The sequence below is a fragment of the Sinomonas sp. RB5 genome (genome assembly GCF_054063535.1).
On record NZ_JBSSGJ010000002.1, the window covers coordinates 414,782 to 440,092 of the forward strand.

Below are 25,311 nucleotides of genomic sequence, written 5' to 3' on the forward strand. Positions count from 1 at the left end.
CGAAGAAGGGCAGCGGCCGGAAACGGCCGCTGCCCTTCTTTCTGTGACTTCTCTTCCCCGCCCATCCTTCGGACGAGGGAGCCCTCAGCGCTGCAGAACAGCCCTGAGGAACGTCCGCGTCCTCTCCTCCAAAGGGTTCTTGAAGATCTGCTCAGGCGGCCCGCTCTCCACGGCCCTTCCGTGGTCGAACATCACCACCCTGTCCGAGATCTCCTCGGCGAAGCGCATCTCGTGGGTGACCATGAGCATCGTCATGTCCGTGCTCTGAGCCAGATTCCGGATGACGTTGAGCACTTCACCGATGAGCTCCGGGTCGAGCGCAGAGGTGGGCTCGTCGAACAGCATGACCTTGGGCCGCATAGCGAGCGCCCGGGCGATTGCCACGCGCTGCTGCTGGCCTCCCGAGAGCTGGGGAGGCGTGTGGTTCATATGCTTGCCCAAGCCGACGAGATTGAGCAGGTCCTCCGCCCTGTCCCGCGCTTCCCTCTTGTCCATCCCGAGAACATGGACGGGCGCCTCGACGACGTTTTCGAGCGCCGTCATGTGGGGGAAGAGGTTGAACTGCTGGAACACCATGCCGATCTTCCGTCGCGTCTGGCGCAACTGACGCGTTTCCTTCGGCTTCTCCCCCGCCGCAACATTCCAGAGCACGTCGCCGTCGACGCGGACGAGGCCCTCGCTCGGGCTCTCTAGGGTCATCAGGATGCGGAGGATCGTCGTCTTCCCCGAGCCCGACGGGCCGATGATGGACACCTTCTCCCCCGGCTGGACATCGAAATTGAGGGATTTCAGGACGTGATTCGAGCCCCAGCTCTTGCTCACGTTCTCGAACGCAATGATGGGACGTGGGTTCGCGGGCTCCGGGCCGGGGAAGGCACCAGCCCGGGAGGGAATCGGCTCAGTGCTGGGGCGCATAGCGCCGCTCCAATCTGTTGACGAGACGTGATGAGGGGTAGCTGATGATCAGGAACAGGATTGCGGCGATCGTGAGGGGCTCCAGGTAGCGGAAGTTCGAGCTACCGATGGACTGGGCCGCTCCGAGTAGCTCGACCACGGTGATCGCGGAGAGCACCGCCGAGTCCTTGAACATCTGGATCAGGTAGTTGCCCAGCATGGGAACCACCGTCCTGAGCGCCTGGGGAAGGATGATGCGCCCCCACACCCTCGTCGGCGGAAGCCCAAGTGCCGTGCATGCTTCCCACTGCCCGATGTGTACCCCTTGAATGCCGCTGCGGTAGACCTCTGCCATGTAGGCGCTGTAGTTGATGCCGATCACGATCACCCCGGTCGTGAAGGCATCGGCGCTGAGCCCGTAGTCGGGCAGGACGAAGAATGCACAGTAGGCCTGGACGAGCAACGGTGTGCCACGGATGAAGACAACGGCGAACGTCACTACCTGGGACACGACGGGAATGGCCAGCCTGCGCAGGACCGCCAGCGCCAGACCGAGGAGCGCAGCAATGACGGTCCCCAGCAGGGTGATCTCCACCGTGACGACGAGTCCCTGAAGCAGCTCGGGGATGATCGAGACGGCGAAGGAGTTGTCCCAGATCATGCGGTCCCCGCCTTCATGAAGCGACGCTCAGCGCGCCATGCCGCCTTCGCCTTGTGGTCAAGGGCGAAACGCCGCTCGAGCGCCCCGGTCAGCAGCGTCACGACCGATGAGAGCAGGAAGTACATCACCAGGATGGTGAGGAAGATCGCCGTCGTCTGGCCCGTCGTGTTCCTGATCATCTGCGCGCGGAACGTGAGGTCTGCGACCGTCACGAGCGACACCAGCGAGGTGTTCTTCAACAGATCGACCATGACGTTCCCGAAGGGCGGGAGCATCGCAGGGATAGCCTGCGGGATGATGACCCGCCGCAGGCGGAGCGCTGGCCCCATTCCCAGGGCGGTGCACGCCTCGGTCTGCCCTTTGGGACGGCTCGCGATCGCACCCCGCACCACCTCGGCAGCATAGGCCCCCTCGTTGAACCCGAGCGCCAGAACCGCGGCCGTCATGGGGTAGAGCTGAATCCCGAAGAAGGGCAATGCGAAGAAGAACCAGAACATCTGCACGAGCAGCGATGTCCCGCGGAAGACCTCGATGAAGGCCCCAGCGGGCCACCGGATGAACCAGTGGGCGGAGAGCCTGGCCAGGCCTGCCGCGAAGGCAACGGCAACGCATACGATCCCGCCGAGCACGGTGACGAGCACCGTGGTCCAGAGCCCCTGCCACAGCAGGGGGGCAAATTCGACTACTGCGGACACGGGCTGTCCCCTTCCGATCGGCGCACCAGGGTCAGCCCGCGGTCTGGCATAGCTCCTGTGCCGTCACTCCCTGGACCACTGAGGGGTCGAAGCCCCACTTCTTGAGGATGTTCGCGAACTCGCCGGTCTGCTTGAAGGCAGCGAGCTCTTTGTTGTAGGCGTCGTGGAAGGCCGCGTCAGATTTCCGGAAGGCTGCCCCCGACCCTGTGCGGGGGGCGTCCTTGAGCGGGTCCGTGACGTCGAAGCTCGTGTCGTCCTTGGCAAGGGCGCGCAGCGACAGGGTAGGCAGCAGGAAGGCATCGGCCCGGCCGGCTTTGACGGCCTCGATGCCACTGCGACCGTCAGTGACCTTCACCTGCTGCGAATCCGGCACCTTCGCCGTCTTCAGAATGCCCTCTTCGAACCCGCCTGGAAGCACGGCGATGTGCAGGCCCGAGTTCGACGTGATAGAGGCGATCGAGGTGATGCCCTTGGGGTTGCCCTTCGGCGTCGCGAAAGACTCCGTGGACACGATCACGGGCTCGGAGTAGTCCACCTGCCCGCACCGCGACTGCTTCATGAAGAGCCCGGCGGCGATCACGTCCCAGCGGTTGGCGTTGAGGCCGGGGATCATCGACGCGTAGGGGGTGACGACCCCCTGGATGTCCTTGATGCCAAGACGCTGGCAGACCGCACGCAGCACGTCGGGCTCGCAGCCGCTCACCGTCCCGTCGGTGCTGACCTGCGTGTAGGGCGGCTCGTTCGCGATCGCCACGCGGAGGAATCCCTGCGCCTTGGCGGTATCAAGCAGGTTGCCCGCCGGGGCAGACGCAGCCGCCCCTGCCGGGACGCTCGAACATCCCGTGGCCCAGCCGGCAATAGCTGCTCCGACGGCAGCGACCCCGGCGCTGCGCAGGACGGTCCTCCGCGAAAAGTCAATCATGTCTACTCCTTCTCAGCCGGGCTAGCCGGCAGGGCCCAGTGAAGCCGCCTCCTGTGACTTGCATTACAAACCTAGAAGTGATCTGTAGCATTGTCAACAATGAGACTTCCAAACGTTCAGGACATTCGCGGTCACCCTGGCTGCACAGCAGCACGAAAAGGCAACGGCGAGTGCGGCCACGACGCGCCGTGGCCGCACTCGCCTGATGATGCTGGCGCGGGACCTGATCTAGCTGGACTGCATCCGGATGCTCGCGTCCTTCGTGCCGAGGAGCGCCTGCGGCTTAGTCTCCGGCAGCTCTGTGCCCCGGAGCGAAGCCCCTACGGTTTCGCGCATGAAGCGGACTGAAATCAGCCCCACAACGCAGGCCAGCATCATGGAGAACGCCGGGAAGAGCGGATTGTGGAGGGCGTCGATCCCGGCCTGGTTGTACAGCGGGGCCGTTCCGCCGAAGAGGGACGTCGAGATGTTGTACGTGATTGCGAAGCCGGCGTAGCGGACGTGCGCGGGGAACATGGCGGGGAAGGTGGCCGAGATCGTGGCCAGCTGCGGGATGAAGAGGAGGCCGAGGACCGCGAAGCCGACCAGGGCCCACCAGAAGCCATGCGCCATGAGCATGAACATCGGGATCGCCATCACGAACAGGCCGATTAGGGACGCATACCACATCGGCTTTCGGCCGACCCGGTCCGACAGTGCGCCGGCGAAGGGGATGACGAGCATCATGACGAACTGTGCGACGAACATGATGACCAGCACCGTCTGGTTCGGGAGGCCTGCCTCGCCCTCGAGGTACGTGGGCATGTAGGTGAGGAGGGTGTAGTCCACGACGTTGAGTGCGATCACCAGGCCACCGAGCGTCAGCATGCTGGGCCAGTACTTGAGCATGAGGTCTTTGAGGCCCATCGCCGCCGACTTCTCCGCCTTTCCGGCCGTCTCAAGCTCTTCGAAGATGGGCGTCTCCGCGAGGCGTGTCCGCAGATAGAGACCGACAGCGCCGAGCGGGACCGCGAGCAGGAACGGCACGCGCCAGCCCCAGTCCGCCATCCCTTGGCTGCCTACGAAGGTCTCACCCAGGAGAACGACAAGCGACCCGAAGGCGAAGCCGGCCAAGGTTCCGAACTCGAGGAAGCTGCCGAGGAACCCACGCCTGTGGTCGGGCGCGTATTCGGCCATGAAGGTCGCCGCCCCCCCGTACTCACCGCCAGTCGAGAAGCCCTGGATGGCGCGCAGCGCCACGAGCAGGACCGGGGCCATAAACCCGATGGTTCCGACGGTCGGCAGGAGTCCGATGCAGCACGTCGCACCAGCCATGAGGATGATCGTGAGGGCGAGGACGCGTTTGCGGCCGAGGCGATCGCCCAGGGGCCCCCAGAAGAGGCCTCCGAGAGGGCGGATCAGGAACGAGAACGCGAACGTGCTGAGCGCCAGAAGCGTCCCGCCCTGGCCTGGGAAGAAGTTGTGCGTGATGTAGGTGACCGAAACGGCATAGACGCCGTAGTCGAACCATTCGGTCGCATTGCCGATGGCCGAGGCTGCCACCGCCCGGCGGACTGTCCGGGCGTCGGGCTCGATACGAGAGGTCATGGTGACTCCAGGTGGAACTAGGTGGGCATGGGTGTCAGCGATGGCGGACCGCGGGCGAAGCCGCGAGATGGGTGGGCCGGTCCGCACCCCAGTCGGCGGCCTGCTCGTAGGCACGGGCCGCACGCAGCACTCTTCGGTCTGCGTGCCGCGGCCCGATGATCTGCAGCCCCGCTGGCAGCCCGGCTCGGGTGAAACCGCAGGGCACACTCATCGCCGGTTGCTGGGTCATGTTGAACGGATAGGTATAGGGCGTCCAGCTGGTCCAGTGGCGTGAGTGCCAGCCTTCGGGGACGTCTCGTCCCCGCGGGAACGCGGGAATCGGAAGCGTCGGGGTGAGCAGGAGGTCGTACTCCTGATGGAAGTGGCCCATCTTCACGCCGAGGTCCATCCGGACAGCGGTGGCATCCAGATAGTCGGACGCCGTGAGCTCCCCCTCCTCCTCAATACTCTGACGGAGGCCCGGGTCGACCCGTTCGGCAGCCTCCGGACCGTAGGCCTCAAGCACCTTTGCCGCCCCTGCGAACCAGAGGACGTGGAATGCCTCGACCGGATCCGCGATCCCCGGGTCGACCTCATCGACGTCAGCGCCGAGCTCCTCGAACACCATCGCAGCGGCACGTGCCAGCTGGTCGATCTCCGGATCGTTCTGGCCGAACCCAAGCGTGGGCGAGAAGGCAATGCGGAGCCCGCGGACTCCGTCCTCGAGCCCGTCCAAGAAGGATCGGGACGGGGTGGGGAGCGCTGACCAGTCCCGGGAATCGAATCTGGTGATGACATCGAGGAGGAGCGCACTGTCGGCAACTGTCCGGGTCATGGGGCCGGCGTGGGCCAGCGTGCCAAACGGGCTGGCGGGGAACATCGGCACTAGGCCGTAGGTCGGCTTGAGCGCCACAGTCCCAGTGAAGGCTGCGGGGATGCGGACCGAGCCGCCCCCATCAGTTCCCACTGACCACGGGCCCATGCCGAGGCCGACAGCGGCCGCGCTGCCGCCACTGGACCCGCCGGAGGTGAGCCCCGGCTCCCAAGGGTTCCCTGTGGACCCATGGCGGAGGGAGTCGGTGACGCCCTTCCAGGCGAACTCCGGCGTCGTTGTCTTGCCGATCAGGATGGCGCCCGTCTCGCGCAGGCGTGCCACACACGGCGCATCCTCTTCCCACCGCCGGTTGGAATCAATGAGGGTCGTTCCTCTCAGTGTCGGCCATCCGCGGGTATAGAAGATGTCCTTGATGGAGGTCGGAATGCCGTCTCCGGGGCCGAGCGGCTTGCCCGATCGCCAGCGCTCCTCCGACTCTGCCGCGGCTCGGAGGGCCTCCTCGCGGTGGACGGAGACGAAGGCGTTCACCTCCCCGTCCCGCTCTTCGATCGCCGCCAGCGCCGCCCGTGTCGCTTCGACGGGCGAGATCTGCCCGCTCCGGTAGCCGTCGCGCAACTCGACGGCGGTCGCCTGATCAAGATCGTTCATGTCGCCCTCCTCTCTGCCCCGGCGCATGCCGGGCGCGGTACCGAGCATTCCCTTAATCTGTAGGATTGTAGACAACCCTACCGCCTTCTGTGAGCCCTGTCACCCGAAAGGATGCAACCCAAGGCGAGCAATCGTCCACGTGTTATGATTGTCGACAATCGCCCCGTCGGGGGGGCTCAACCGACAGAGGAGGGCGCATGGCGCACCAGTTGCTCAAGCCGGTCGTACAGGAGACAACTCCTGCTCTCATCGCCCGCCAGCTGCGCCGCGCCATCGGACAGGGCGAGCTTGCTCCCGGCGAACAGCTCAACGAAGCCGAGCTCAGCCGCCATCTGGGCGTCAGCCGCGGTCCGCTCAGGGAAGCGATGCAGCGCCTCACCCAGGAGGGGCTCCTCGTGAGCATCCGCAACCGCGGAGTTTTCGTCATCGAAGTCACTGACGATGACGTCCGTGACATGTATCTTGCCCGCGCCGCGGTCGAGCGCGCAGCTGCCGCGCGCATCATCCAGCTCGGGCCCGCGGCTGGCGGGCAGCGGCTGCTCGATGTCGCCGAGACCATGCGTCAGGCCGCCGCAGCGGACGACGCCGATGCTCTCACCGAAGCGGACGTTGAGTTCCACGCCCTTCTGGTCGCTCTCGCGCAGAGCCCGCGCCTCTCGCGGATGCACAACACGCTCATGGTCGAGACCCGCATGTGCATCACGGCGCTCGAGAACCGGTACTCCTCGCACGACATCCGGTACGAGGAGCACCACGCGATCGCCAACGCTATCCGCGACGGCAAGGCTGACGAAGCCGACCGGCTGCTCGTCGAGCACATGGACGACGCTGTCGCCCGGCTCGCGGAAGCGCCAGAGCCAGAGCCAGAGCCAGCCTGACGCCAGCAGACCTCGCAGGAGAGAGGGGGGAGGGCTGCCGCCGGAATCCGGCGGCAGACCTCCCCCCTCTCTCCTGGCTCTCGCATCACACGCGCGGAACAGCCATGTACTTGTACTCAAGGAACTCGTCGATTCCGACGCGGCCGCCCTCGCGCCCAAGGCCGGATGCCTTGACCCCACCGAAGGGAGCAGCGGGATTCGAGACGATGCCCGTGTTGAGTCCGACCATGCCCACCTCGAGGGCCTCTCCCACCCTGAAGCCACGGTCGACGTCCTGGGTGAAGAGGTAGCCGACAAGCCCCCACGGGGTGTCGTTCGCGATGCGGAGGGCTTCGTCCTCAGTGTCGAACGGGACGACCGGTGCCACCGGACCGAAGATCTCCTCGGTCATGAGGTCTGCCTCAGGTGAGACATCGGCCAGCACGGTGGGCGAGTAGAAGTAGCCGCGCCCCTCGGGCCGGCGCCCGCCGCACACGACTGTCGCCCCCTTGGCGAGTGCATCCTCGACGAGCTCCTGAACCTTCCGCAGCGCCTTCTCCTCCACGAGGGGGCCGACGTCCGTCCCCGGCTCGGCGCCGTCGCCAACCGAAAGGGCGCTGAGGCGGGCCGCGAGCCTGCGCGCGAACTCATCGGCGACCGGGCGCTGCACCAGCAGGCGATTGGCGGCCGTGCACGCTTCCCCCATGTTGCGCATCTTGGCGGCAACGGCGCCCTCGACCGCGCGATCGAGGTCTGCATCCTCGAAGACGATGAACGGGGCGTTGCCTCCGAGCTCCATCGAGGAGCGCATGACGTGCTGGGCGGCCTGCTCGAGCAGTCGCACGCCGACCGCGGTCGAGCCCGTGAAGCTGACCTTGCGGGCGATACCGCTCGACATCCAGGGTGAGACGACGTCCGAGGCCTTGGTGGTGCAAACGACGTTGAGGACGCCCTTGGGAAGCCCGGCCTCGACGAGGATGTCGACAAGGGCGAGGGAGGACAGCGGGGTGAGGTTGGCTGGCTTGAACACCATAGTGCAGCCAGCGGCAATCGCAGGGCCGATCTTGCGGGTGCCCATCGCGAGCGGGAAGTTCCACGGGGTGACGAGTACGCACGGGCCGACGGGCTCGCGCGAAACCAGGATGCGATTCTTGCCGTCGCCGGTGGTGGTCACGTCGCCGCCGATGCGGACCGCCTCCTCGGAGAACCAGCGGAAGAACTCCGCCGCATACGCGACCTCGCCCTTCGCCTCGAGGAGGGGCTTGCCCATCTCGGCGGTCATGATGAGCGCGAGCTCCTCTTGGCGGGCCATGATGAGGTCGTAGGCCCGGCGCAGGATTTCGCTTCGCTCGCGCGGCGCAGTCTTTGCCCACTCCTTCTGGACGCGCCCGGCCGTCTCAATGGCGCGTGTCGCGTCCTCGGGTCCGCCATCGGCAACCGTGGCGATGACCTCCTCGGTTGCCGGGTTCACCACGTCGAAGCGCGCGCCGGACGCGGCCTCGCTCCATGTTCCGTCGATGAACATGCCGGTGTTGATCTTGGCGATCGCCTCGCGTGCCTTCTCTGAGGTACGGAGGTCGCTGAGGTTGGTGGTCATGACAGTTCCTCTGCTTCTTGGGTGGGGCGTTCTGCGATGGTTGCGGGGACCGTATGCGGTGTCCCCGGGTCGAGGACTTGGGCTAGGTGAAGGCCCGGTCGCGCGGGATCGAGCTGGTGGACCTGTCGAGCGCAAGAGAAGCCGTCCGTGAGCACGGCAACGGTGGTGTCGGTGGCGCGCAGAGCGGGAGCGAGGGCGTTCTCCGCGACCTGCATGCTCACGTCGTAGTGCTCCTTCTCGAAGCCGAAGTTGCCGGCCACTCCGCAGCAGCCGTTCGCGTCGACGACGACGTGCACCCCGGCGGCGGCGAGCACAGAACGCTGCGCAACCGCGCCGAATACGGAGTACTCGTGGCAGTGCGCCTGCAGCACGGCCTTCTCCGGCACCGAGCTGGCCGGCCTCGGTTGCCAGCCGGACGCTACGCATTCGGCCATGTAGGAGGCGAAGCTCCGCACCCGGGCCGCAACCCGCTTGGCCTGGTCCGTGTGCACGAGCTCCGGGAGGTCCTTCCGGAGGGCGGCGGCGCAGCTCGGCTCGATGACGACGATCGGCCGGTCCGTGCCGTCGTCCAGCAACTCGGCGGCCTGTGAGAGCAGTCGTTTCGCCGTGCCCAGCTGTCCCGTGGAAATCCAGCTGAGACCGCAGCAGGCGTCTGCTGAGCAGACTGCGGGTTGGCCCGCTCCGGCGAGGACGCGGGCAGCCGCGCCAGCGACCTCGGGGCGGAAGCCGCGCGTGAACGTGTCGACGAACAGGACTACAGAGTCCTCGTCCCCGTCGGCTGCCGGAAGGAGTCCGGCAGCATCGACTTCGCGCCGCCACTCGCCCGCACCCGCGAACCGTGGAAGGGCACGCTTCGTGGTCAGGCCACCGGCCGCCGCTGCGGCCTTTCCCAGCGGCGTCGCGAGGACGGCGTTGACGAGGCCCTGAAGGCGTCCGGTGACCTTGAGCCAGCGGGGCAGCCAACCGAGGGAGAAGTGCGAAAGGGGGCGCAGGCGGCCACGGTAGTAGTGGTCGAAGAACTCCGACTTGTACGTGGCCATGTCGACCCCTGCCGGGCAGTCGGTCGAGCAGGCCTTGCACGAGAGGCACAGGTCGAGCACCTCTCTGACCTCCTCCGACTTCCAGCCTTCGTTGACGGTGCGGGCTCCCCGCACCATCTCCTGCAGCACGCGAGCGCGCCCCCGTGTGGAGTCCTTCTCGTCGCGGGTGGCGCGGTAGCTCGGGCACATGACCCCTCCCCCGTCCGCCCGGCAGCGTCCGACGCCGATGCAGCCTTGGACAGCGTGCACCCAGGGATCGATGGGCGCGGCCGAAGAGGACGGACGAAGGTCGAAGCTCGTGCGCCACTCCCGCTCTGGCACGCCCTCGAGGGCAAGGTGGGAATCGATCGGGTCGGGGTCCGTCATGGTGCCCGGATTCAGGATGCCGGCGGGATCCCAGAGAAGCCTGGACCGGGCGAAGGCAGCCATGACCTCCGGTGAGTACATCAGGGGCAGTAGCTCCGAGCGGGCTCGGCCGTCTCCGTGCTCGCCGGAGAGCGACCCGCCGTGGCGGACCACGAGTTCAGCCGCTCGGCGAGTGAACTTCCTGAAGACTTCCCGACCTTCCTCCGTGCGCAGGTCGTAGGTGATGCGGATGTGCATGCAGCCGGCCCCGAAGTGCCCGTACATGACACCCGTCAGCTCGTGCTCGGCCAGTAGCCCCCTCAGATCAGCGAGGTAGTCGGCGAGACGCTCGGGGGCCACCGCGGAATCTTCCCAGCCTGGCCAGGACTCGCCGCCGCTCGCGAGGCGCGAGGAGAGGCCTGCGCCATCCTCGCGCACTCTCCAGAGGGAGGCGCGCGCGGCAGGATCGGGCACCGGCTGCCCTTCGACAAGGCGCCCGTTCTCCCGGAGACGTGCCACGAGCCGTTCTGCCTGCGCGCGGACCGATGCCGCGTCGTCGCCGTCGAGGTCGACGAAGAGCCAGGCGCGGCCCTCGGGGAGGCCCAGGACTGACTCGGGTCCGCGGCGGTGCCGCATGGTCTCGACGATCGCCTCGTCTGTGCCTTCGACGGCAGCCGGGGAGAACTCGAGGATCGTGGGGATGTCGCGAGCGGCGTCGACGACGTCCTCGTAGCCGAGGCAGACGAGAAGGGCATTCGCGGGCTTCGGGACGAGCTTCATGCGGGCGCCGACGACGACCGCCCACGTCCCCTCCGAGCCGACGACGGTACGCGCGACGTTGAACTTCCTCTCGGGCAGCAGGTTCTCCAAGTGATACCCGGAGACCTGGCGGGGTATCTGGCCAAGCTCGCGGCGGAGAACTCCGAGGTTCTCCTGCGCAAGCTGCTTCAGCGATGCAGAGAGCTCGGCAGCCCGGGCGGCCGAGTAGTCGTCGGAAGGATCCATCGGCCGCAGTCCGGTTTCGGTCGCGGTGAGCCGAGCGCCGTCCGACGTCACGAGGTCTATCTCGGACACGTGGTCTGACGTGCGGCCGTGGCGGACGGAGTGGTTCCCGCAGGCGTCATTGCCGATCGCGCCGCCGACCGTCGCCCGGTTCTTGGACGACGGGTCGGGCGCGAAGGTCTGCCGGCCGTCAGTGAACCGCTCCACTTCTCGGGAGAGCGCAGCAAGGACCACACCCGGCTCGACGTCGACTGTCCCTGCTGCCTCGTCGACCACGCCGATGCGGCTCATGTGACGGGAGAAGTCGAGGACGAGCCCCGGACCGACGGCGTTGCCCGCCATGGAGGTCCCGCCGCCACGGGAGATGAGGGGCGTGCCGGTCTTCCGGCACACCGTCACCGCGGCTACGACGTCGTCGACCGTGCGGGGGAAGATGACAGCGAGCGGCTCGATCCGATAGTTCGAGGCGTCGTAGGCGTATTCCGCCCGGCGCCGCGGCGACGAGTCTGCCGGAATCCCTGCCTTCGCCAGTTCGCCCAGGAGCGAAGTTCCGGTGCGAGTCTCCAGCATTCGGGCCTCAGGACTGGGCGGCTGCGGGAACCGCGCCGGTGACTGCGGCGACCGCGGCTTCGAAGCGCTGGAGGCCGAGGGCGATCTCGCCCTGGGTGACAACCAGCGCGGGAATGAGCCGGACGACGTTGCCGGACGGGCCGCACGTGAGTGTGAGGAGTCCTTGGCCTGTCGTAGCCTGCTGGACCGCGGCCGCCGTGGCGGCGTCGGCGGACCCGTCCTCGAGCGTGAACTCGATGCCCTGCATGAGGCCGAGGCCACGCACGTTCCCGATCGCGGAGAAGCGGCCCTTGATCTCCTTGAGGCCAGCCTGGAGCTCGTCACCGCGGACACGGGCGTTCTCGACGAGGCCCTCCTCCTCCACGACCTGCAGCGTGGCAACCGCGGCTGCAGCGGACACAGCGTTGCCGCCGTAGGTCCCGCCCTGGGAGCCGGGCCATGCCTTGGCCATGGTCGCTGTGGGAGCGGCAATCGCAGAGATCGGGAAGCCCGAGGCGATGCCCTTCGCGGTGATGAGGATGTCCGGGGTGGCAGAGGAGTGCTGGTGGCCCCAGAACTTTCCGGTCCGCCCGACGCCGGCCTGCACCTCGTCGAAGATGAGCTGGATCCCGTGGCGGTCGGCGCGCTCGCGCAGGCCCTCCATGAACGCGGGGGGTGTAGGCAGGTAGCCGCCATCGCCCAGGACGGGCTCGATGAGGAAGGCTGCGGTGTCGTTCGGGGCCGTACGGGTCTGGAAGAGGTAGTCAAGCTCCTTGAGTGCGAACTCAACAGCGGTCGCTTCGTCCCAGCCGTAGCGGAAGGCGTACGGGAACGGGGCCATGTGGACGCCGGGCATCAGCGGTGAGAAGCCGGCCGAGAAGCGGGTCCCCGCCGTCGTCAGGGAAGCGGCCGCGACGGTGCGGCCGTGGAAACCGCCTTGGAAGACGATGATGTTGGGGCGTCCGGTCGCCATGCGGGCAAGACGGATCGCAGCCTCGACGGCTTCAGAGCCGGAGTTCGCGTAGAAGACCGAGTCGAGGCCAGCCGGAAGGACGTCTCCGAGCATCTCCGTCAACTGCAGGAGCGGCTTGTGCAGGACCGTCGTGTACTGGGCATGGATGATCTTGCCGACCTGCTCGCGGGCCGCCTCCACGATGCGCGGGTGGCAGTGGCCGGTGCTCGTCACACCGATCCCGGTGGTGAAGTCAAGGTACTCGTTGCCGTCGGTGCCGTGGATCCAGCTGCCGAGCGCGTGGTCCACGACGACCGGCGTGGCTTGCTTGAGGATGGGGCTGAGACTCGTCATGGCACCCATTCTTCAGACACGATTGCATGATTGTCAACAATAGTCAGGACCCGTATCGTAGTTCTCATGAACTCGCTGAACCGCTCCTCCTCGGGGCCGGGCCGGCCCAAGGCCGTCATCCTGACCTCGCCCACGACGACGCCCCCCTACAACGTGGGCGAGCTTGAGGAGAAGGCCCAGGTGGTCTGGGCCACCGCCGAGACGCTCGCCGATGCCCTGCCCGGTGCCGAGATCCTGTTCGTCTGGGACTTCTTCTCCACGGCATTGCGCGACGCATGGGAGCATGCTGACTCCCTCCGCTGGATCCACGTGGCCGCGGCAGGGGTCGACACGCTCCTCTTCGACGCACTCCGCGGATCAGAGATCATCGTGACCAACGCACGGGGCGCCTTCGACAGGCCCATCGCCGAATTCGTGCTGGCGTCGATCCTCGCCCACGACAAGCGCCTGCACGAGAGCGACGACCTCCAGAGACGGGGCCTGTGGCGCCACCGGGAGGGCGGGCTGACAGCCGGCCGCCACGCGCTCGTGGTAGGCACAGGCGGCATCGGGCGGGCAACCGGCCGACTCCTCCGCGCCGTAGGCATGGAGGTCCTCGGCGCAGGCAGGTCGGAGCGAGAGGAGGACCCCGACTTCGGGACGGTGGTCTCCGCCGAGCAGCTTGCCCAGCACGCGCCCTGGGCGGACCACCTCGTCCTCATCGCGCCGCTCACCGAGCAGACACGGGGCATCGTCAATTCCGAGGTCCTGGCCGCCATGAAGCCCGAGGCGCACCTCATCAACGTCGCACGAGGACCCCTCGTCGACGAGGCAGCGCTCCTCGAGGCCCTCCGCGCGGGAACTATTGCCGCGGCTTCACTGGACGTCTTCACCGAGGAGCCGCTTCCGGCGGCCCATCCGTTCTGGAAGATGTCCAACGTGCACATCTCTGCGCACATGAGCGGAGACGTCGTCGGCTGGCGGCACACGCTCGCGGACCAGTTCGCGGACAACCTTTCCCGGTGGTGCGGCGGAGCTGAGCTGATGAACGCCGTCGACAAGGAACTCGGCTATGCGCGGGGACGCTGACGCGTGACGAGGCGCGCCCGGGCAGGCGGCAGGCCTGGAAGCGCAGGAAGAGGCGGGACAGCGCAAGCCGTCCCGCCTCTTGTCATGGGACGCTTATTGCTCCCCTGCGCGCTCGATCACGAGACGCTCCCCGCGGGCGCCTCCCATCCAGATGTCCTGGCTGGCGGCGGCGAGCTCATCCAGTCCTTCAACGATGGTGCCGTAGACGTTTCCCGGGACCCACCCGACATCGCCATTGAGAAGCAGGTTGTTGCGCCCGTAGAAGTAGGCAAGGTCAATGAGGAGCCGACTTTCGTTCGTCCCCGATTCCGCCTCATAGCCGTAGGCCGGGTTATTGAGCACGCCCTCGAAGGTGAAGTAGCAGAGGTCGCCGGGGATCGGGGTGATTGTCTGGTTTTCCGGCCCCGGCTCCTCCGCGGAGAAGGGCGCGACGAGGGTGTAGACCTCGTTGCGGGCGAACTTCCCGTGGAAGACGTCGCCTTTGAGCGGCAGCGCCTGCCAGACGGCTTCGGCGGTCCGCGGTGCCTCCTCGTCGAGAAGGCGGGCACGTGCGGTGACGCCGCGCCGTTCCAGGGTGATCGTGATGTAGCGGGCCATCATTCTCCTTCGGACTGGGGCGGCAAAACCACCCTAGGATTGTCTACAATCCAACTGTAGACTTTATGGGTCGACAGCAAAACCCAGTCGGAGGAATTTCATGAGCACCGTCGCCATCCTCTACCCAGGCCACAGCGCCGAGGACGAGTTCACCCAGCTCGAGGGCCTCGTGCCCGGAGCCTGCTTTCCGGTCATCCACACGTGGGAAGGCAGTACCGACCATGACGTCGCGGCACTCCTCAAGCTGGGATGCCGCGACCTCCTCGAACCACCGGCGAAGGAAGCGGGCCGGGCAGGGGCAGATGCTGTCATGTGGGCCTGCACCTCGGGCAGCTTCGTCTACGGCTGGGAGGGCTGCGCAGAGCAGGCCCGCTGGGTCGCGGACGCGAGCGGCGCGCCCTCGTCCTCGACCTCTCTCGCCTTCGCCGCAGCGGTGCGGCATCTGGGACTCTCGCGGGTCTCAGTCGCCGCAACATACCCCGAAGACGTCGCTTCGCACTTCGTCGAATTCCTCGGTGGGGCCGGGATCACTGTGACGGCCCTGTCCACCTACGACGTCCCGAGCGGCGAAGACGCGGGCCTTCTCGGCAGCGACTGGGTCCTCGGGGTGGCGAAGGCAGCTGATGTCTCGGGAGCCCAAGCGCTCCTAATTCCGGACACCGCGCTGCATACTCTCGCGATCATCGGCCACCTCGAAGAGGCAATCGGCATGCCCGTGCTCACAGCCAATCAGGTGACCGCTTGGCACGGACTGCAGCTCGCCGGCCATCCCGCGACAGCCCAGGGCCTGGGCACCCTCTTCGAGGCCCACTGACGGCGGACCGCACGGGAGCCGGACACAACGCAGCGGCCCCGGTGTCGACGGCCGGCCCCAGAGGGGCCGGCCGCCCTCGCCTCATGCCGCCGCAGTCCTGCTCGCCTCCGCAAGCATTGCTCCTCCCGAAAGCGAAAGGCCCAAGCGGCGCAGCCCAGCCCACGCTGTCACCTGGTTCGCCGTGAGGACCGGCTTCCCCAACTCATGCTCGAGGGGCTCGATGAGGTCGAATGTGGGCAGATTCGTGCAGGCAACGAAGACGGCCTCCGCCTGGTCGGAGTCTGCCTGCCGAACGAGGTCGGCCGTAACGCGGTACGGAACACGCCAGATGAACCTGTCGAGCCCCAGCCCCACACACCCCGTGACCTCCCGCCTCTCCTCAGCCAGGAAATCCTCGAGCCGGACCGTCAGTTCGGGTACGTAGGGAGTTGCGATGGCAAGTCGGGTCACGTCGAGAAGGTCGAGGGCTTCGATCAGGGCTTCAGACGTCGTCACAGCAGGTGCTCCCACCTCCTCGCCGATGGCCCGGGAAATCCGGCGAGCTCCTCGCACCCCGTTCACGAAGCTTCCCGATGTACAGGCATAGACCGCAGCCTCGGGGGAGATGGCCTTGAGGCATCGGGCCGTCGCGCGGATCTCGTCGTCGTCTCCAATCGCAGATGCCATGGAGGCGTCGACGACGAGCGGATGGAAGGGCGTACGAGCGAAGGCGGGGGTCACGTCCTCCGGCATCCATCGCCACAGCTCGCGGTCAAGAGCCATGTCATAGGGGCTCACGACACCGAGGAAGCGGGGATCCGCTGGGCCATCAGGTTCGAGTTCTGTTGTGCTGATCACGCCTCATCTTCCCATAACGTATGATCGTCAACAATAATCAGCACAAAGGAGTTGCTGTGACCTACGTTCCCCATGAATTCGGAGCTCCCCAGCGGCTCTCGCGACTCAGCGCCTACGCTCAAACGCTCCCGCCCGTCCCGAACCCGGCGGGCAACTATGCCACCGTCACCCGAGCGGGCGCGCTCCTCTTTACCTCGGGCCATACCCATGCAGTCGGGGGCGCGCTCCGTTTCCGCGGCGCCATCGGGGACAACGGGGGGCCAACTCTCGATGACGCGAGGGAATGCGCCCGCCTCGCCGTGCGGAACTGCCTCGCAAGTCTGGCCAACCATCTCGGCGGGCTCGAAGAGATCGGCCGCGTGGTCCAGATGACGGGGTACGTGGCCGCCCATCCCGGGTTCGAGGACCATCCGCGTGTGCTGGATGCGGCCTCGGACGAGCTGGGGTCGGTCTTCGGAGAGGCCGGGCTGCCAGCAAGGGCCGCCGTCGGAGTAGCCAGCCTGCCCGGACAGGCGGTAGTCGAAATCAGTCTCACCGTCACTGTGCGAGAGCACTCATAACGAGGAGGAAGAAACGTGAAGTCCTTGACGGTTCTGCGTGCCCGCAGGACGGCCGCGCAGGGTTGGACCCCTGCGCCGGGTGCTGAAGTCGAGATACGCCAGTGGGGGAACCCGTTGCGCAAGGGGGTCGTGGAAACGGTCATGCCGGATGGCCGCGGATTCTGGCTCGCAGCAGAGGACGCATGGCCAAGGCTCTTGATCCATCTGGGCTCCGACGACATGGAGATCTGGATCCGGCAGCCAACACATCGCACCCCGCACCGGGTCGCATGAGGACCATAGCCGCCGGGTGGAAGAAGGATGATGGGCAAGAGCTTCGTCCCGGCGAGGATGTCGCCAGTTCGGGCCGGACTCAGGGTGCGGCCCGAACAGGAGAGCACTGCCCTTCGAGCGGCTGGTGGACCGACGCTGCTCGCACCAGTGTGCCGACGACGGTCTACGTTGCGGAGGGCAGCTTGATGCCAGCCAGTCGGGGAGAGCCTACGACGTGGACTTCCCTCCCTCTCGGGCTGGGCCTGCGGCGGGGTCGGAACCCCTCCTGAAGGGGCGACCGTGCCGATTCGCGTGCGTTGGAAACTCACACGGCGCGGAGGTACCTGTGCCCGCGGACGAGCTCGACCAGGGCTGACTCGGCGGCCTTGGTCCGGGCGAGCCGTTGGTGCTCGGAGGGCACCGCTATCCAGTAGGTGCGCTGGATGGTGGTGCCCTCGATGATGCGCACCAGCCGCTGGTCCCCTGCCGCCACGAAGTCCGGCAGGACGGCGACCCCGAGACCGGCGATGGCGGCCATCCACTGGCCCGTGACGTTGTTGGTCTGCACGGCCGGCCGCACTCCCGGCAGCGTCTCGTCGAGGAACCGCAGGGCCGGGATGTCGAGCAGGGCATCGACGTACCCGATCATCGGATGGCTGGCCAGGTCGGCGAGGTCGGTGGGCCATCCGCGCCGGCTGAGGTAGTCGGGGCTCGCGTAGAAGCTGAGCCCGTAGGTCGCGAGGGGCCTGGATCGGACGCCTCTGGTCGTCGGCTCCTCCAGCGCTATGCCGATGTCGAACTCGCGCGTGGCGAGCAGGCTCAGGCGCGTCTCGGTGACCACCTCGACCGTCAGATCGGGGTAGTCGGCCCGGAGGGGACCGAGCCCGGGCGAGAGCACGAAGGCGCCGAAGCCGTCAGGGGCGGCGATGCGCAGCGTGCCCGAGAGCCGGCCGCGGGCCGAACCGAGCTCCTCGGCCGCCGCAAGGAGCGCTGACTCGATGGCCTCGGCATGAACGAGGAGGCCCTGCCCTGCCTCAGTGAGTTCCCACCCTCCCGGGGTGCGGTCGAACAGGCGGGTGCCGGCAGCCCTCTCGAGCTGGCTCACTCTCCTGCCCACCGTGGTGTGCTCGACCCCCAGCGCCCTGGCGGCCGCCACAAGCCTCTTGGTCCGCACCACTTCCAGGAAGAAACGGAGATCGTCTGCTTGGATCACGCAGCCACCCTACGGCGATGTGTGCATTTGCGCACACGGCTGGGCCGAAATCACCCTTGCCCTCGCCACCGGCTGCACAGAGACTGAAGGCATTCCCCGGTGCCGCGGATCCGCCTGCCGGGAGGTCCAGCCCACTACTGCCGGGAGGCACCGCGATGACGTTCCAGATTTCCCTGCCCCGCCTGATGATCGTGGGCGCCGGCGCGGTCCGCGAGCTAGGGAGCACCGTGCGGGACCTCGGGGCGTCCCGGCCCCTGGTGGTGACCGACCCCTTCATGAAGGACTCCGGAACGGTCGACGCCGCCCTGGCCTCCCTGCGCGATGCGGGGCTGGCCACCGGCCTGTACGCCGAGTGCGTCCCCGACCCCACCACGGACTCCCTGAAGGCCGGCCTCGCCGCGGTTGAGGAGCACCGGGCGGACCTCCTCGTCGGCTTCGGCGGCGGCAGCTCCATCGACACGGCCAAGGCGCTCGGGTTCCTCTCCCAGAACCCCGGCCCGATGCGGGACTACAAGGCGCCCCGGATCAACACCGGCCCCGCCCTGCCCGTCGTCGCCGTCCCGACCACCGCGGGCACCGGCTCCGAGGCCACCCAGTTCACGATCATCAGCGACTCCGAGACGGACGAGAAGATGCTCTGCACGGGCCCGTCGTTCCTGCCGGTCGCAGCGGTGGTGGACTACGAGCTCACGCTGTCCATGCCGGCCCGGCTCAGCGCGGACACCGGCGTGGACGCCCTCACCCACGCGATCGAGGCCTACGTGAGCCGCCGCGCCAACCCCTTCTCGGACGGCTTCGCGCTCTCCGCCATGGCTGCGATCGGCGCGAATCTCCGCGAGGTCTACAAGGACGGCTCGAACCAGGCGGCCCGCGAGGCGATGATGCTCGCCGCCACCCAGGCCGGCATCGCGTTCTCCAACTCGAGCGTGGCCCTCGTGCACGGCATGAGCCGGCCCATCGGTGCGCACTTCCACATCGCCCACGGGCTCGCCAACGCGATGCTCTTCCCGGCCGTCACCGAGTTCTCGGTCTCCGGCGCCGAGGCCCGCTACGCGGACTGCGCGCGGGCCCTCGCCGTCGCGGGAGAGGAGGACGACGACGCCACCGCGGCCCAGGCCCTCGTCGACGAGCTCAAGGCCCTGGCCCGCGACCTCGCGGTGCCCACGCCCGCCTCCCGCGGGATCAGCCGCGAGGACTGGGACCGCGCCGTCCCGGTCATGGCCGAGCAGGCCCTCGCGTCCGGCTCGCCCGGGAACAACCCGGTGGTCCCCACCGCCGAGGAGATCGAGCACCTCTACGCGGCCATCTACGGCTGAACCCCCCAGTCCCTTCCACGTCACATCAGGAGCACATGAGATGACTGTCAAGACCATTCCGCATTTCCTCAACGGCGAGGAGACCCAGGGCGTCGGCGAGCGGACGCAGCCGGTATTCAACCCGGCCACGGGGGAGCAGACGGGCGAGCTGCGCCTCGCCGACGCGGCCGACCTCGAGGCCGCGGTCGCGAACGCCCGCAAGGCCGCCGAGTCCTGGGGGGAGGTCTCCCTGTCCCGGCGGACCGCGGTGCTGTTCAGGTTCCGCGAGCTGGTCGCCGCCCACGTGGAGGACCTCGCGGCCCTGGTCACGGCCGAGCACGGGAAGGTGATCTCCGACGCGAAGGGCGAGATCGGCCGGGGCCTGGAGGTCATCGAGTTCGCCTGCGGCATCCCGCAGCTGCTCAAGGGCGCCTACTCCGACCAGGCCTCCACCGGCATCGACGTCTTCTCCTACCGCCAGCCCGTCGGCGTCGTCGCAGGCATCACCCCGTTCAACTTCCCCGTCATGGTCCCGCTGTGGATGGCCCCGGTCGCGATCGCCACCGGCAACGCCTTCATCCTCAAGCCGAGCGAGCGGGACCCCTCCGCCTCCCTGCTGCTGGCGCGGCTGTGGACCGAGGCCGGCCTGCCGGACGGGGTCTTCCAGGTCCTGCACGGCGGGAAGGAGACCGTCGACGGGCTCCTGACCCACCCCGACGTCGACGCGATCTCCTTCGTCGGCTCGACCCCGATCGCGAAGTACGTCCACGAGACCGCGACCGCGCACGGCAAGCGCGTCCAGGCCCTGGGCGGGGCGAAGAACCACGCGATCATCCTCCCGGACGCGGACATGGACAACGCCGCCGACCACCTCGCCGCCGCCGCGTTCGGCTCCGCCGGGGAGCGGTGCATGGCCATCTCCGTCGCCGTGGCCGTCGGGGAGGCCGCCGACGCCCTCGTGGGCAAGGTCGCCGACCGCGCCCAGGCGGTCAAGGTCGCCGAGGGCACCGAGCCGGACGCGGAGATGGGCCCGATCATCACCGCCGCCTCCAGGGACCGGATGGCCTCCATCGTCACCGCCGCGGCCGACGCCGGCGCCGCCCTGGTCGTGGACGGGCGGGAGTTCACCGTCCCCGGCAAGGAGGGCGGGAACTGGTTCGGGCCCACGGTGATCGACCAGGTCGGCACGGACATGGAGGCCTACACCGAGGAGATCTTCGGCCCGGTCCTGTCCGTGGTCCGGGTGGAGACGGTCGAGGAGGCCATCGAGCTGATCAACGCCAACCCCTACGGCAACGGCACCGCGATCTTCACCTCCTCCGGCTCCAACGCCCGCAAGTTCCACCGCGGCGTGCACGTGGGCATGATCGGGGTCAACGTCCCCATCCCCGTCCCGGTCGCCTACCACTCCTTCGGCGGCTGGAAGAACTCCCTCTTCGGCGACAAGCACATCTACGGCGAAGAAGGCGTCGCCTTCTACACCCGCGCCAAAGTCATCACCCAGCGCTGGCCCGAACCCACCCACGCCTCCGGCGCCACCTACAACTTCCCCTCCAACTAGACCCCAGCCCCTTCCGTCTGAAAGTCACCTCCTGAAGGGCAACGTCCTGACAATGACCTTCAGGAGGTGACTCCCAGACGGGGATAACGGGGAGACGGGGAGACCGAGCGGCTCTACGGCGTCGTCTTGGACTGAGGCGCGCCCCGGCGGAGCGCCTCGGCGAGCACCTGGACGAGGTGGCGCCCCTCGAGCCCGGCGAGGTCGGCCACCTGGGTGCGGCACGAGAACCCGTCGGCCAGGATCGCGCGGTCGGGTGAGGCCTCCGCCCGCGCGAGGATGCCGCCACGGGCAATCTGCTCGGAGACTTCGTAGTGGCCCGCCTCCATGCCGAAGTTCCCGGCGAGCCCGCAGCACCCGGCCGAGACCTCGACGTCGCACCCCATCGCCTCGAGCAGCGCCCGGTCGGCGCGGTAGCCCATCACCGAGTAGTGGTGGCAGTGCGGCTGGACGAGTAGCCTCTCCGCCATGCGCGGCGGCTCCCAGCCGATCCCGGTCAGGAACTCGGCCACGGTCTTCACGGACCGCGCCACCTCGGCGGCGCGCGGGTCGCGCGGGAGGAGCTCCGTGAGGTCCGAGCGCAGCGTCGCGGTGCAGCTCGGCTCGAGCCCCACCACGGTCCGGCCGCCCTGGACGTGCGGGGCGAGCTCGTCCAGCGTCCGGTGCAGGCGCACCTTGGCCGCGTCGAGCTGGCCCGTGGAGATGTAGGTGAGGCCGCAGCACGCCTTTCCGGCCGAGACCTCGACGTCGCATCCCGCGGCCTCGAGCACGGCGATCGCGTCCCGGGGGATCTGCGGGTCGAGGCCGTCGGAGAACGTGTCCACCCACAGGAGCACCTTCGGCGCTCCGGAGGCCGCTCCCGTCGCCTCCGCCGGCGCACGACGCCGCCCGCGCGCCTCCCAGCGGAAGGGCGCCCTGGGCAGGCGCGGCAGGGAGCGGCGCGGATCCGCGCCCATGAGCGTGAGCGCCGCGGCGCGCAGGGCCGGCACCCGGGCGCCCAGGTTCGCGAGCGGTGCGAACGGGGCGGTGAGCCGGAGCCACTGGGGAAGCCGGCCGAGGGTGTAGTGGCTCAGGGGCCTCAGGCGTCGGCGGTACGTCTGGTACAGCGTCTCGGACTTGTACCGGGCCATGTCGATACCCGTGGGGCAGTCGCTCGCGCACGCCTTGCAGCTCAGGCACAGGTCCAGCGCCTCGTGCACCTCCCGCGAGCGCCAGCCGTCCCGCACCAGGCTCCCGTTGAGCATCTCCTGCAGCGCCCGCGCCCGCCCGCGGGTCGAGTCCTTCTCCTCGCGCGTGGCGATGAAGGAGGGGCACATGAACGCGCCCGCGTCCCGCGCGTCGGCGCGGCACTTCCCCACGCCCACGCAGCGGTGCACGGCGGAGGTGACGCTCCCGCCGTCGTCCGCGAAGGCGAAGCCGGACCCCACCCGCAGCTCGACCGCCTGCGGCCGGCGCAGGTCGGCGTCGACCTTCGCGGGCCGCACCACGATGCCCGGGTTCATCAGGTCGTGCGGATCGAACAGGCCCTTGAACTCGGCCATCGCCGCGAGCGCTTCGGCGCTGTACATCGCGCCGAGGAGCTCGGAGCGGGCGCGGCCGTCGCCGTGCTCGCCGGAGAGGGACCCGCCGTGCGCTGCCACGAGCTCCGCGGCCCGTTCGAGGAAGCGGCGGAGGACCGCGCCGTCGTGCTCGAGGGGGAAGTCGAGGCGGAGGTGCACGCAGCCGTCGCCGAAGTGGCCGTAGGCCATGCCGCCCACGCCCTCGCTGTCCATGAGCCCGGCGAGGCCGCGGAGGTAGTCCCCCAGGTACTCGGGCGGGACCGCCGAGTCCTCCCAGCCGCCCCACGCCTGCCGGCCGTCCCGGGTGCGGCCCGCGTGCCCCGAGGCGTCCTCGCGGATGCGCCAGAGCCTGCTCGCCTCCTCGCCCGCTGGGAGGACCTGGACCGCGTCGGTCGCCGCGGCATCGGCGAGGCGGCGGGCGGCGTCGGCGGCGGCGTCGGCCGTCTCCCCGGGCACCTCGGCGATGAGGAGGCAGCCGCCCTCGGGGAGGTCGGGCACGCTGCCGGGCCCCTTGGCGCGCCGGACCGCGTCGAGCAGCCCGGTGTCGAGGGCCTCCAGTGCGAGGGGACGGAAGCGCAGGAGGTTCGGCACGTCGTCGGCCGCGGCGGCGAGGCCCGGATAGCCGAGCACCGCGAGCGCGGGCGCCTCCGCGCGCGGCACGAGCCGGAGCGTGGCCTCGAGGAGCACCCCGCAGGTGCCCTCGGTGCCCACGAGCGCGGCGGCGAGGTTGGCGCCGTTCTCCGGCAGGAGATGCTCGAGGGAGTAGCCGGAGACCTGGCGGCGGAACCGGCCGAACTCCGTGCGCAGCAGCGCGCGCCACCGGTCGACGAGCGCGGCGAGGCCCGGGACGGCGTCGAGCGCCCCCGCACCGGAGCCCACCGTGAGCACCTCCCCCGCCGGGGTGAGCCACGTCAGCGAGAGCACGTTGTCCGCGGTCCTGCCGTAGGACATGGCGTGGGCCCCGCACGCGTTGTTGCCGATCATCCCGCCGAGCGTGCAGCGGGTGCCGCTCGCCGGGTCGGGGCCGAAGCGCAGTCCGTGCGGGGCGCACGCGTCCTGGAGGTCCTTGAGGACCACGCCGGGCTCGACCACCGCCGTCCCCGCCTCCGGGTCGAGGCTCACGATCCGGTTCAGGTACCGCGACGTGTCGATGACCAGGCCGGGACCTACGGAGTTGCCGGCCATCGAGGTGCCGCCGCCGCGCATGGTGACCGGCACGCCGTGCCGACGGGCGGCAGCCACCGCCTCGATGACGTCCTCGCGGCTGCGCGGGTGCACCACGGCGGCCGGCACCACGCGGTAGTTCGACGCGTCCGAGGTGTAGAGCGCCCGGGTCAGGGAGGAGTCGTCCACGTCGCCGCGGAGGCTGCGGCGCAGTTCCTCGACGAGGGGACGGAGGCCCTCAGGGGTGTGGGCGCTGCTGCGGGGACGCTGCGTGGTCGACGTCATGGTCCAGTCCTACCCCGGATCGGGCGCGGTCAACGGCGGCGGCCACCCTCGCTCGGGTTCGATGTGCCGTCCTGCCCACATAGCCTCACCCCGGGCGGCCCGCCGCGGGACGGCACGCCGCGATCACGCCGTGCAGGGGCCTGAAAGTGGGCAGGAACGCATGCGCCGCCTCAGCCGGCGAGCCCCTTCTCCTTGAGCCACGCGTCCGCGGCGGCCTTGGGGTCCTGCTTGGCGCTGCCCGAGACCTCGTCGTTGAGCTTGACGAGGTCCGCGGTGGTGAGCGCGGCCTGGACCTTGTTCAGCACGCCCTTCGCCTTGTCCGTAATCCTGTCGGTGCGCACGAGCGGGACCACCTGCTGGGCGGCGAAGTTGTTCTGCGGGTCCTCGAGGGTCACGAGGTGGTTCTGGGCGATGAGCGGCGAGGTCGTGAACACGTCCGCGGCCTGGATCTGGTTGTCCAGGAGCGCCTTGATGGTCACCGGGCCGCCGCCGTCGCTGAGCGGGACGAACTGCTTGGGCGTGCAGCCGTACTTGGCCTTGAGCCCGGGCAGTCCCTGCGGGCGGTCCTTCGCCTCGGGGGGCATGCCGAGGGAGATCTGGTCGCAGACCTTCCCGAGGTCCGCGAGCGTCTTGAGGCTGTACTTGTCCGCGGTGGCCTGGGTGACCACGATCGAGTCCTTGTCCTCGGCGTTGGCCGGGTCCAGGACGGCGAGGCCCTTGGGCGTGGCCGCGGGGAGCGCCTTCATGACGTCCGCGGCGCTGACGGCGGTGGCGTTCTTGTCGAAGTAGCGCAGGAGGTTGCCCGAGTAGTCCGGCACGGCGTCGATCGAGCCGTCCTGGAGCGCCTTGACGTAGACCTCGCGGGAGCCGATCCCCGTCTTCGTGGTCGCCTGCACGCCGGCGCCGTTGAGCGCCCCGGCGTAGATGTCGGCAAGGATCTCGCTCTCGGTGAAGTTCGCGGAGCCCACCACGATCGCACCGCCCGCGCTGGCCTGGCCCGAGGCCGGCGCCGTGGAGAGCGGATTCGACCCGCCGCCGCACGCCGAGAGGGTGAGCGCGACGACGGGGACGGCGGCCAGGGCCGCCCTGCGGGCAAGGCGTCGGTAGATGGTCACGGGCGGGTTCCTCCTGCGGTCGGTCGGTGACGTGCCGTGGCCCCGGACCGGTGCTCGCACCCGGGTCGAAGGCCATC

At 68.7% G+C, this 25,311-nt stretch carries 20 protein-coding genes; 6 read left to right on the forward strand and 14 right to left on the reverse strand.

What is annotated here, in order from left to right:
- Positions 1–84: 84 nt before the first annotated feature.
- From ehuA to ACVWWH_RS04655, 6 genes are all read right to left on the reverse strand, one after another.
- On the reverse strand, positions 85–915 hold the full coding sequence (ehuA, locus tag ACVWWH_RS04630; RefSeq protein WP_457315796.1) for an ectoine/hydroxyectoine ABC transporter ATP-binding protein EhuA: 831 nt from the start codon (positions 913–915) through the stop codon (positions 85–87).
- The gene (gene ehuD, locus ACVWWH_RS04635) at positions 899–1,555 is read right to left on the reverse strand and encodes an ectoine/hydroxyectoine ABC transporter permease subunit EhuD (protein WP_457315797.1); all 657 of its coding nucleotides are present in this window, start codon (positions 1,553–1,555) and stop codon (positions 899–901) included. Before ehuD ends, ehuA begins: the two co-directional genes overlap by 17 nt.
- Positions 1,552–2,250 (reverse strand): ectoine/hydroxyectoine ABC transporter permease subunit EhuC, encoded by a 699-nt coding sequence (ehuC, locus tag ACVWWH_RS04640; RefSeq protein WP_457315798.1) that lies wholly within the window; start codon positions 2,248–2,250, stop codon positions 1,552–1,554. Before ehuC ends, ehuD begins: the two co-directional genes overlap by 4 nt.
- 31 nt (positions 2,251–2,281) lie before the next feature.
- Complete coding sequence (gene ehuB, locus ACVWWH_RS04645; protein WP_457315799.1) at positions 2,282–3,172, reverse strand: ectoine/hydroxyectoine ABC transporter substrate-binding protein EhuB; 891 nt, start codon at positions 3,170–3,172, stop codon at positions 2,282–2,284.
- A 228-nt stretch (positions 3,173–3,400) separates the two neighbouring features.
- Positions 3,401–4,759: an MFS transporter gene (locus tag ACVWWH_RS04650; protein ID WP_457315800.1), complete on the reverse strand. Its 1,359-nt coding sequence runs from the start codon at positions 4,757–4,759 to the stop codon at positions 3,401–3,403.
- Positions 4,760–4,793: 34 nt separating this feature from the next.
- A complete protein-coding gene (locus ACVWWH_RS04655) occupies positions 4,794–6,221 on the reverse strand; it encodes an amidase (RefSeq protein ID WP_457315801.1) in 1,428 nt (475 codons plus the stop codon).
- Positions 6,222–6,418: 197 nt separating this feature from the next.
- Here ACVWWH_RS04655 and ACVWWH_RS04660 point away from each other — a divergent pair, with 197 nt between their 5' ends.
- Complete coding sequence (locus tag ACVWWH_RS04660; protein ID WP_457315802.1) at positions 6,419–7,099, forward strand: GntR family transcriptional regulator; 681 nt, start codon at positions 6,419–6,421, stop codon at positions 7,097–7,099.
- An 85-nt stretch (positions 7,100–7,184) separates the two neighbouring features.
- On the opposite strand, the gene ACVWWH_RS04665 is transcribed toward ACVWWH_RS04660, so the two are convergent.
- The 3 genes from ACVWWH_RS04665 to ACVWWH_RS04675 are packed head-to-tail and all read right to left on the reverse strand — an operon-like array spanning position 7,185 to position 12,917.
- Complete coding sequence (locus ACVWWH_RS04665; protein WP_457315803.1) at positions 7,185–8,675, reverse strand: NAD-dependent succinate-semialdehyde dehydrogenase; 1,491 nt, start codon at positions 8,673–8,675, stop codon at positions 7,185–7,187.
- A complete protein-coding gene (locus ACVWWH_RS04670; RefSeq protein WP_457315804.1) occupies positions 8,672–11,632 on the reverse strand; it encodes an FAD-binding and (Fe-S)-binding domain-containing protein in 2,961 nt (986 codons plus the stop codon). The genes ACVWWH_RS04665 and ACVWWH_RS04670 overlap by 4 nt, the downstream gene beginning before the upstream one ends.
- Positions 11,633–11,639: 7 nt before the next feature.
- Positions 11,640–12,917 carry an aspartate aminotransferase family protein gene (locus ACVWWH_RS04675; protein WP_457315805.1) on the reverse strand — a complete coding sequence of 426 codons (1,278 nt, stop codon included), beginning with the start codon at positions 12,915–12,917 and terminating at the stop codon, positions 11,640–11,642.
- A 66-nt stretch (positions 12,918–12,983) separates the two neighbouring features.
- Here ACVWWH_RS04675 and ACVWWH_RS04680 point away from each other — a divergent pair, with 66 nt between their 5' ends.
- On the forward strand, positions 12,984–13,985 hold the full coding sequence (locus ACVWWH_RS04680; protein ID WP_457315806.1) for a D-2-hydroxyacid dehydrogenase: 1,002 nt from the start codon (positions 12,984–12,986) through the stop codon (positions 13,983–13,985).
- A 93-nt stretch (positions 13,986–14,078) separates the two neighbouring features.
- Here ACVWWH_RS04680 and ACVWWH_RS04685 read toward each other — a convergent pair whose 3' ends face one another.
- Complete coding sequence (locus tag ACVWWH_RS04685) at positions 14,079–14,582, reverse strand: DUF3830 family protein (protein WP_457315807.1); 504 nt, start codon at positions 14,580–14,582, stop codon at positions 14,079–14,081.
- Positions 14,583–14,682: 100 nt separating this feature from the next.
- Between ACVWWH_RS04685 and ACVWWH_RS04690 the strand changes: the two genes are divergently transcribed.
- Positions 14,683–15,396, forward strand: a complete 714-nt coding sequence (locus tag ACVWWH_RS04690; protein ID WP_457315808.1) for a maleate cis-trans isomerase family protein — start codon at positions 14,683–14,685, stop codon at positions 15,394–15,396.
- Between the two features lie 81 nt (positions 15,397–15,477).
- Here the strand turns inward: ACVWWH_RS04690 and ACVWWH_RS04695 are convergent, their stop codons facing one another.
- Entirely contained in the window at positions 15,478–16,233 is a 756-nt protein-coding gene (locus ACVWWH_RS04695) for a maleate cis-trans isomerase family protein (RefSeq protein ID WP_457315809.1), read from the reverse strand.
- 56 nt (positions 16,234–16,289) lie between these two features.
- Between ACVWWH_RS04695 and ACVWWH_RS04700 the strand changes: the two genes are divergently transcribed.
- On the forward strand, positions 16,290–16,793 hold the full coding sequence (locus ACVWWH_RS04700) for a RidA family protein (protein ID WP_457315810.1): 504 nt from the start codon (positions 16,290–16,292) through the stop codon (positions 16,791–16,793).
- A 577-nt stretch (positions 16,794–17,370) separates the two neighbouring features.
- Here the strand turns inward: ACVWWH_RS04700 and ACVWWH_RS04705 are convergent.
- Positions 17,371–18,258 carry a LysR family transcriptional regulator gene (locus ACVWWH_RS04705; RefSeq protein WP_066501574.1) on the reverse strand — a complete coding sequence of 296 codons (888 nt, stop codon included), beginning with the start codon at positions 18,256–18,258 and terminating at the stop codon, positions 17,371–17,373.
- A 155-nt stretch (positions 18,259–18,413) separates the two neighbouring features.
- On the opposite strand from ACVWWH_RS04705, the gene ACVWWH_RS04710 reads away from it, so the two are divergent.
- On the forward strand, positions 18,414–19,574 hold the full coding sequence (locus tag ACVWWH_RS04710; protein WP_457315811.1) for an iron-containing alcohol dehydrogenase: 1,161 nt from the start codon (positions 18,414–18,416) through the stop codon (positions 19,572–19,574).
- A 40-nt stretch (positions 19,575–19,614) separates the two neighbouring features.
- Positions 19,615–21,114: a CoA-acylating methylmalonate-semialdehyde dehydrogenase gene (locus ACVWWH_RS04715; protein WP_457315812.1), complete on the forward strand. Its 1,500-nt coding sequence runs from the start codon at positions 19,615–19,617 to the stop codon at positions 21,112–21,114.
- Positions 21,115–21,227: 113 nt separating this feature from the next.
- On the opposite strand, the gene ACVWWH_RS04720 is transcribed toward ACVWWH_RS04715, so the two are convergent.
- Both ACVWWH_RS04720 and ACVWWH_RS04725 read right to left on the reverse strand, forming a co-directional pair.
- Positions 21,228–24,119: an FAD-binding and (Fe-S)-binding domain-containing protein gene (locus ACVWWH_RS04720; protein WP_457315813.1), complete on the reverse strand. Its 2,892-nt coding sequence runs from the start codon at positions 24,117–24,119 to the stop codon at positions 21,228–21,230.
- Positions 24,120–24,289: 170 nt separating this feature from the next.
- The gene (locus ACVWWH_RS04725; RefSeq protein WP_457315814.1) at positions 24,290–25,234 is read right to left on the reverse strand and encodes an ABC transporter substrate-binding protein; all 945 of its coding nucleotides are present in this window, start codon (positions 25,232–25,234) and stop codon (positions 24,290–24,292) included.
- Positions 25,235–25,311 lie beyond the last annotated feature (77 nt).

Bases quoted from the DNA above. Each gene is read 5' to 3' on its own strand.
- ehuB (WP_457315799.1), bottom strand. From the start codon at position 3,172: ATGATTGACTTTTCGCGGAGGACCGTCCTGCGCAGCGCCGGGGTCGCT.
- ACVWWH_RS04680 (WP_457315806.1), top strand. From the start codon at position 12,984: ATGAACTCGCTGAACCGCTCCTCCTCGGGGCCGGGCCGGCCCAAGGCC.
- ehuA (WP_457315796.1), bottom strand. From the start codon at position 915: ATGCGCCCCAGCACTGAGCCGATTCCCTCCCGGGCTGGTGCCTTCCCC.
- ACVWWH_RS04650 (WP_457315800.1), bottom strand. From the start codon at position 4,759: ATGACCTCTCGTATCGAGCCCGACGCCCGGACAGTCCGCCGGGCGGTG.
- ACVWWH_RS04710 (WP_457315811.1), top strand. From the start codon at position 18,414: ATGACGTTCCAGATTTCCCTGCCCCGCCTGATGATCGTGGGCGCCGGC.
- ACVWWH_RS04715 (WP_457315812.1), top strand. From the start codon at position 19,615: ATGACTGTCAAGACCATTCCGCATTTCCTCAACGGCGAGGAGACCCAG.
- ACVWWH_RS04690 (WP_457315808.1), top strand. From the start codon at position 14,683: ATGAGCACCGTCGCCATCCTCTACCCAGGCCACAGCGCCGAGGACGAG.
- ACVWWH_RS04665 (WP_457315803.1), bottom strand. From the start codon at position 8,675: ATGACCACCAACCTCAGCGACCTCCGTACCTCAGAGAAGGCACGCGAG.
- ACVWWH_RS04685 (WP_457315807.1), bottom strand. From the start codon at position 14,582: ATGGCCCGCTACATCACGATCACCCTGGAACGGCGCGGCGTCACCGCA.
- ACVWWH_RS04720 (WP_457315813.1), bottom strand. From the start codon at position 24,119: ATGACGTCGACCACGCAGCGTCCCCGCAGCAGCGCCCACACCCCTGAG.
- ACVWWH_RS04675 (WP_457315805.1), bottom strand. From the start codon at position 12,917: ATGACGAGTCTCAGCCCCATCCTCAAGCAAGCCACGCCGGTCGTCGTG.
- ACVWWH_RS04670 (WP_457315804.1), bottom strand. From the start codon at position 11,632: ATGCTGGAGACTCGCACCGGAACTTCGCTCCTGGGCGAACTGGCGAAG.
- ehuD (WP_457315797.1), bottom strand. From the start codon at position 1,555: ATGATCTGGGACAACTCCTTCGCCGTCTCGATCATCCCCGAGCTGCTT.
- ACVWWH_RS04660 (WP_457315802.1), top strand. From the start codon at position 6,419: ATGGCGCACCAGTTGCTCAAGCCGGTCGTACAGGAGACAACTCCTGCT.
- ACVWWH_RS04655 (WP_457315801.1), bottom strand. From the start codon at position 6,221: ATGAACGATCTTGATCAGGCGACCGCCGTCGAGTTGCGCGACGGCTAC.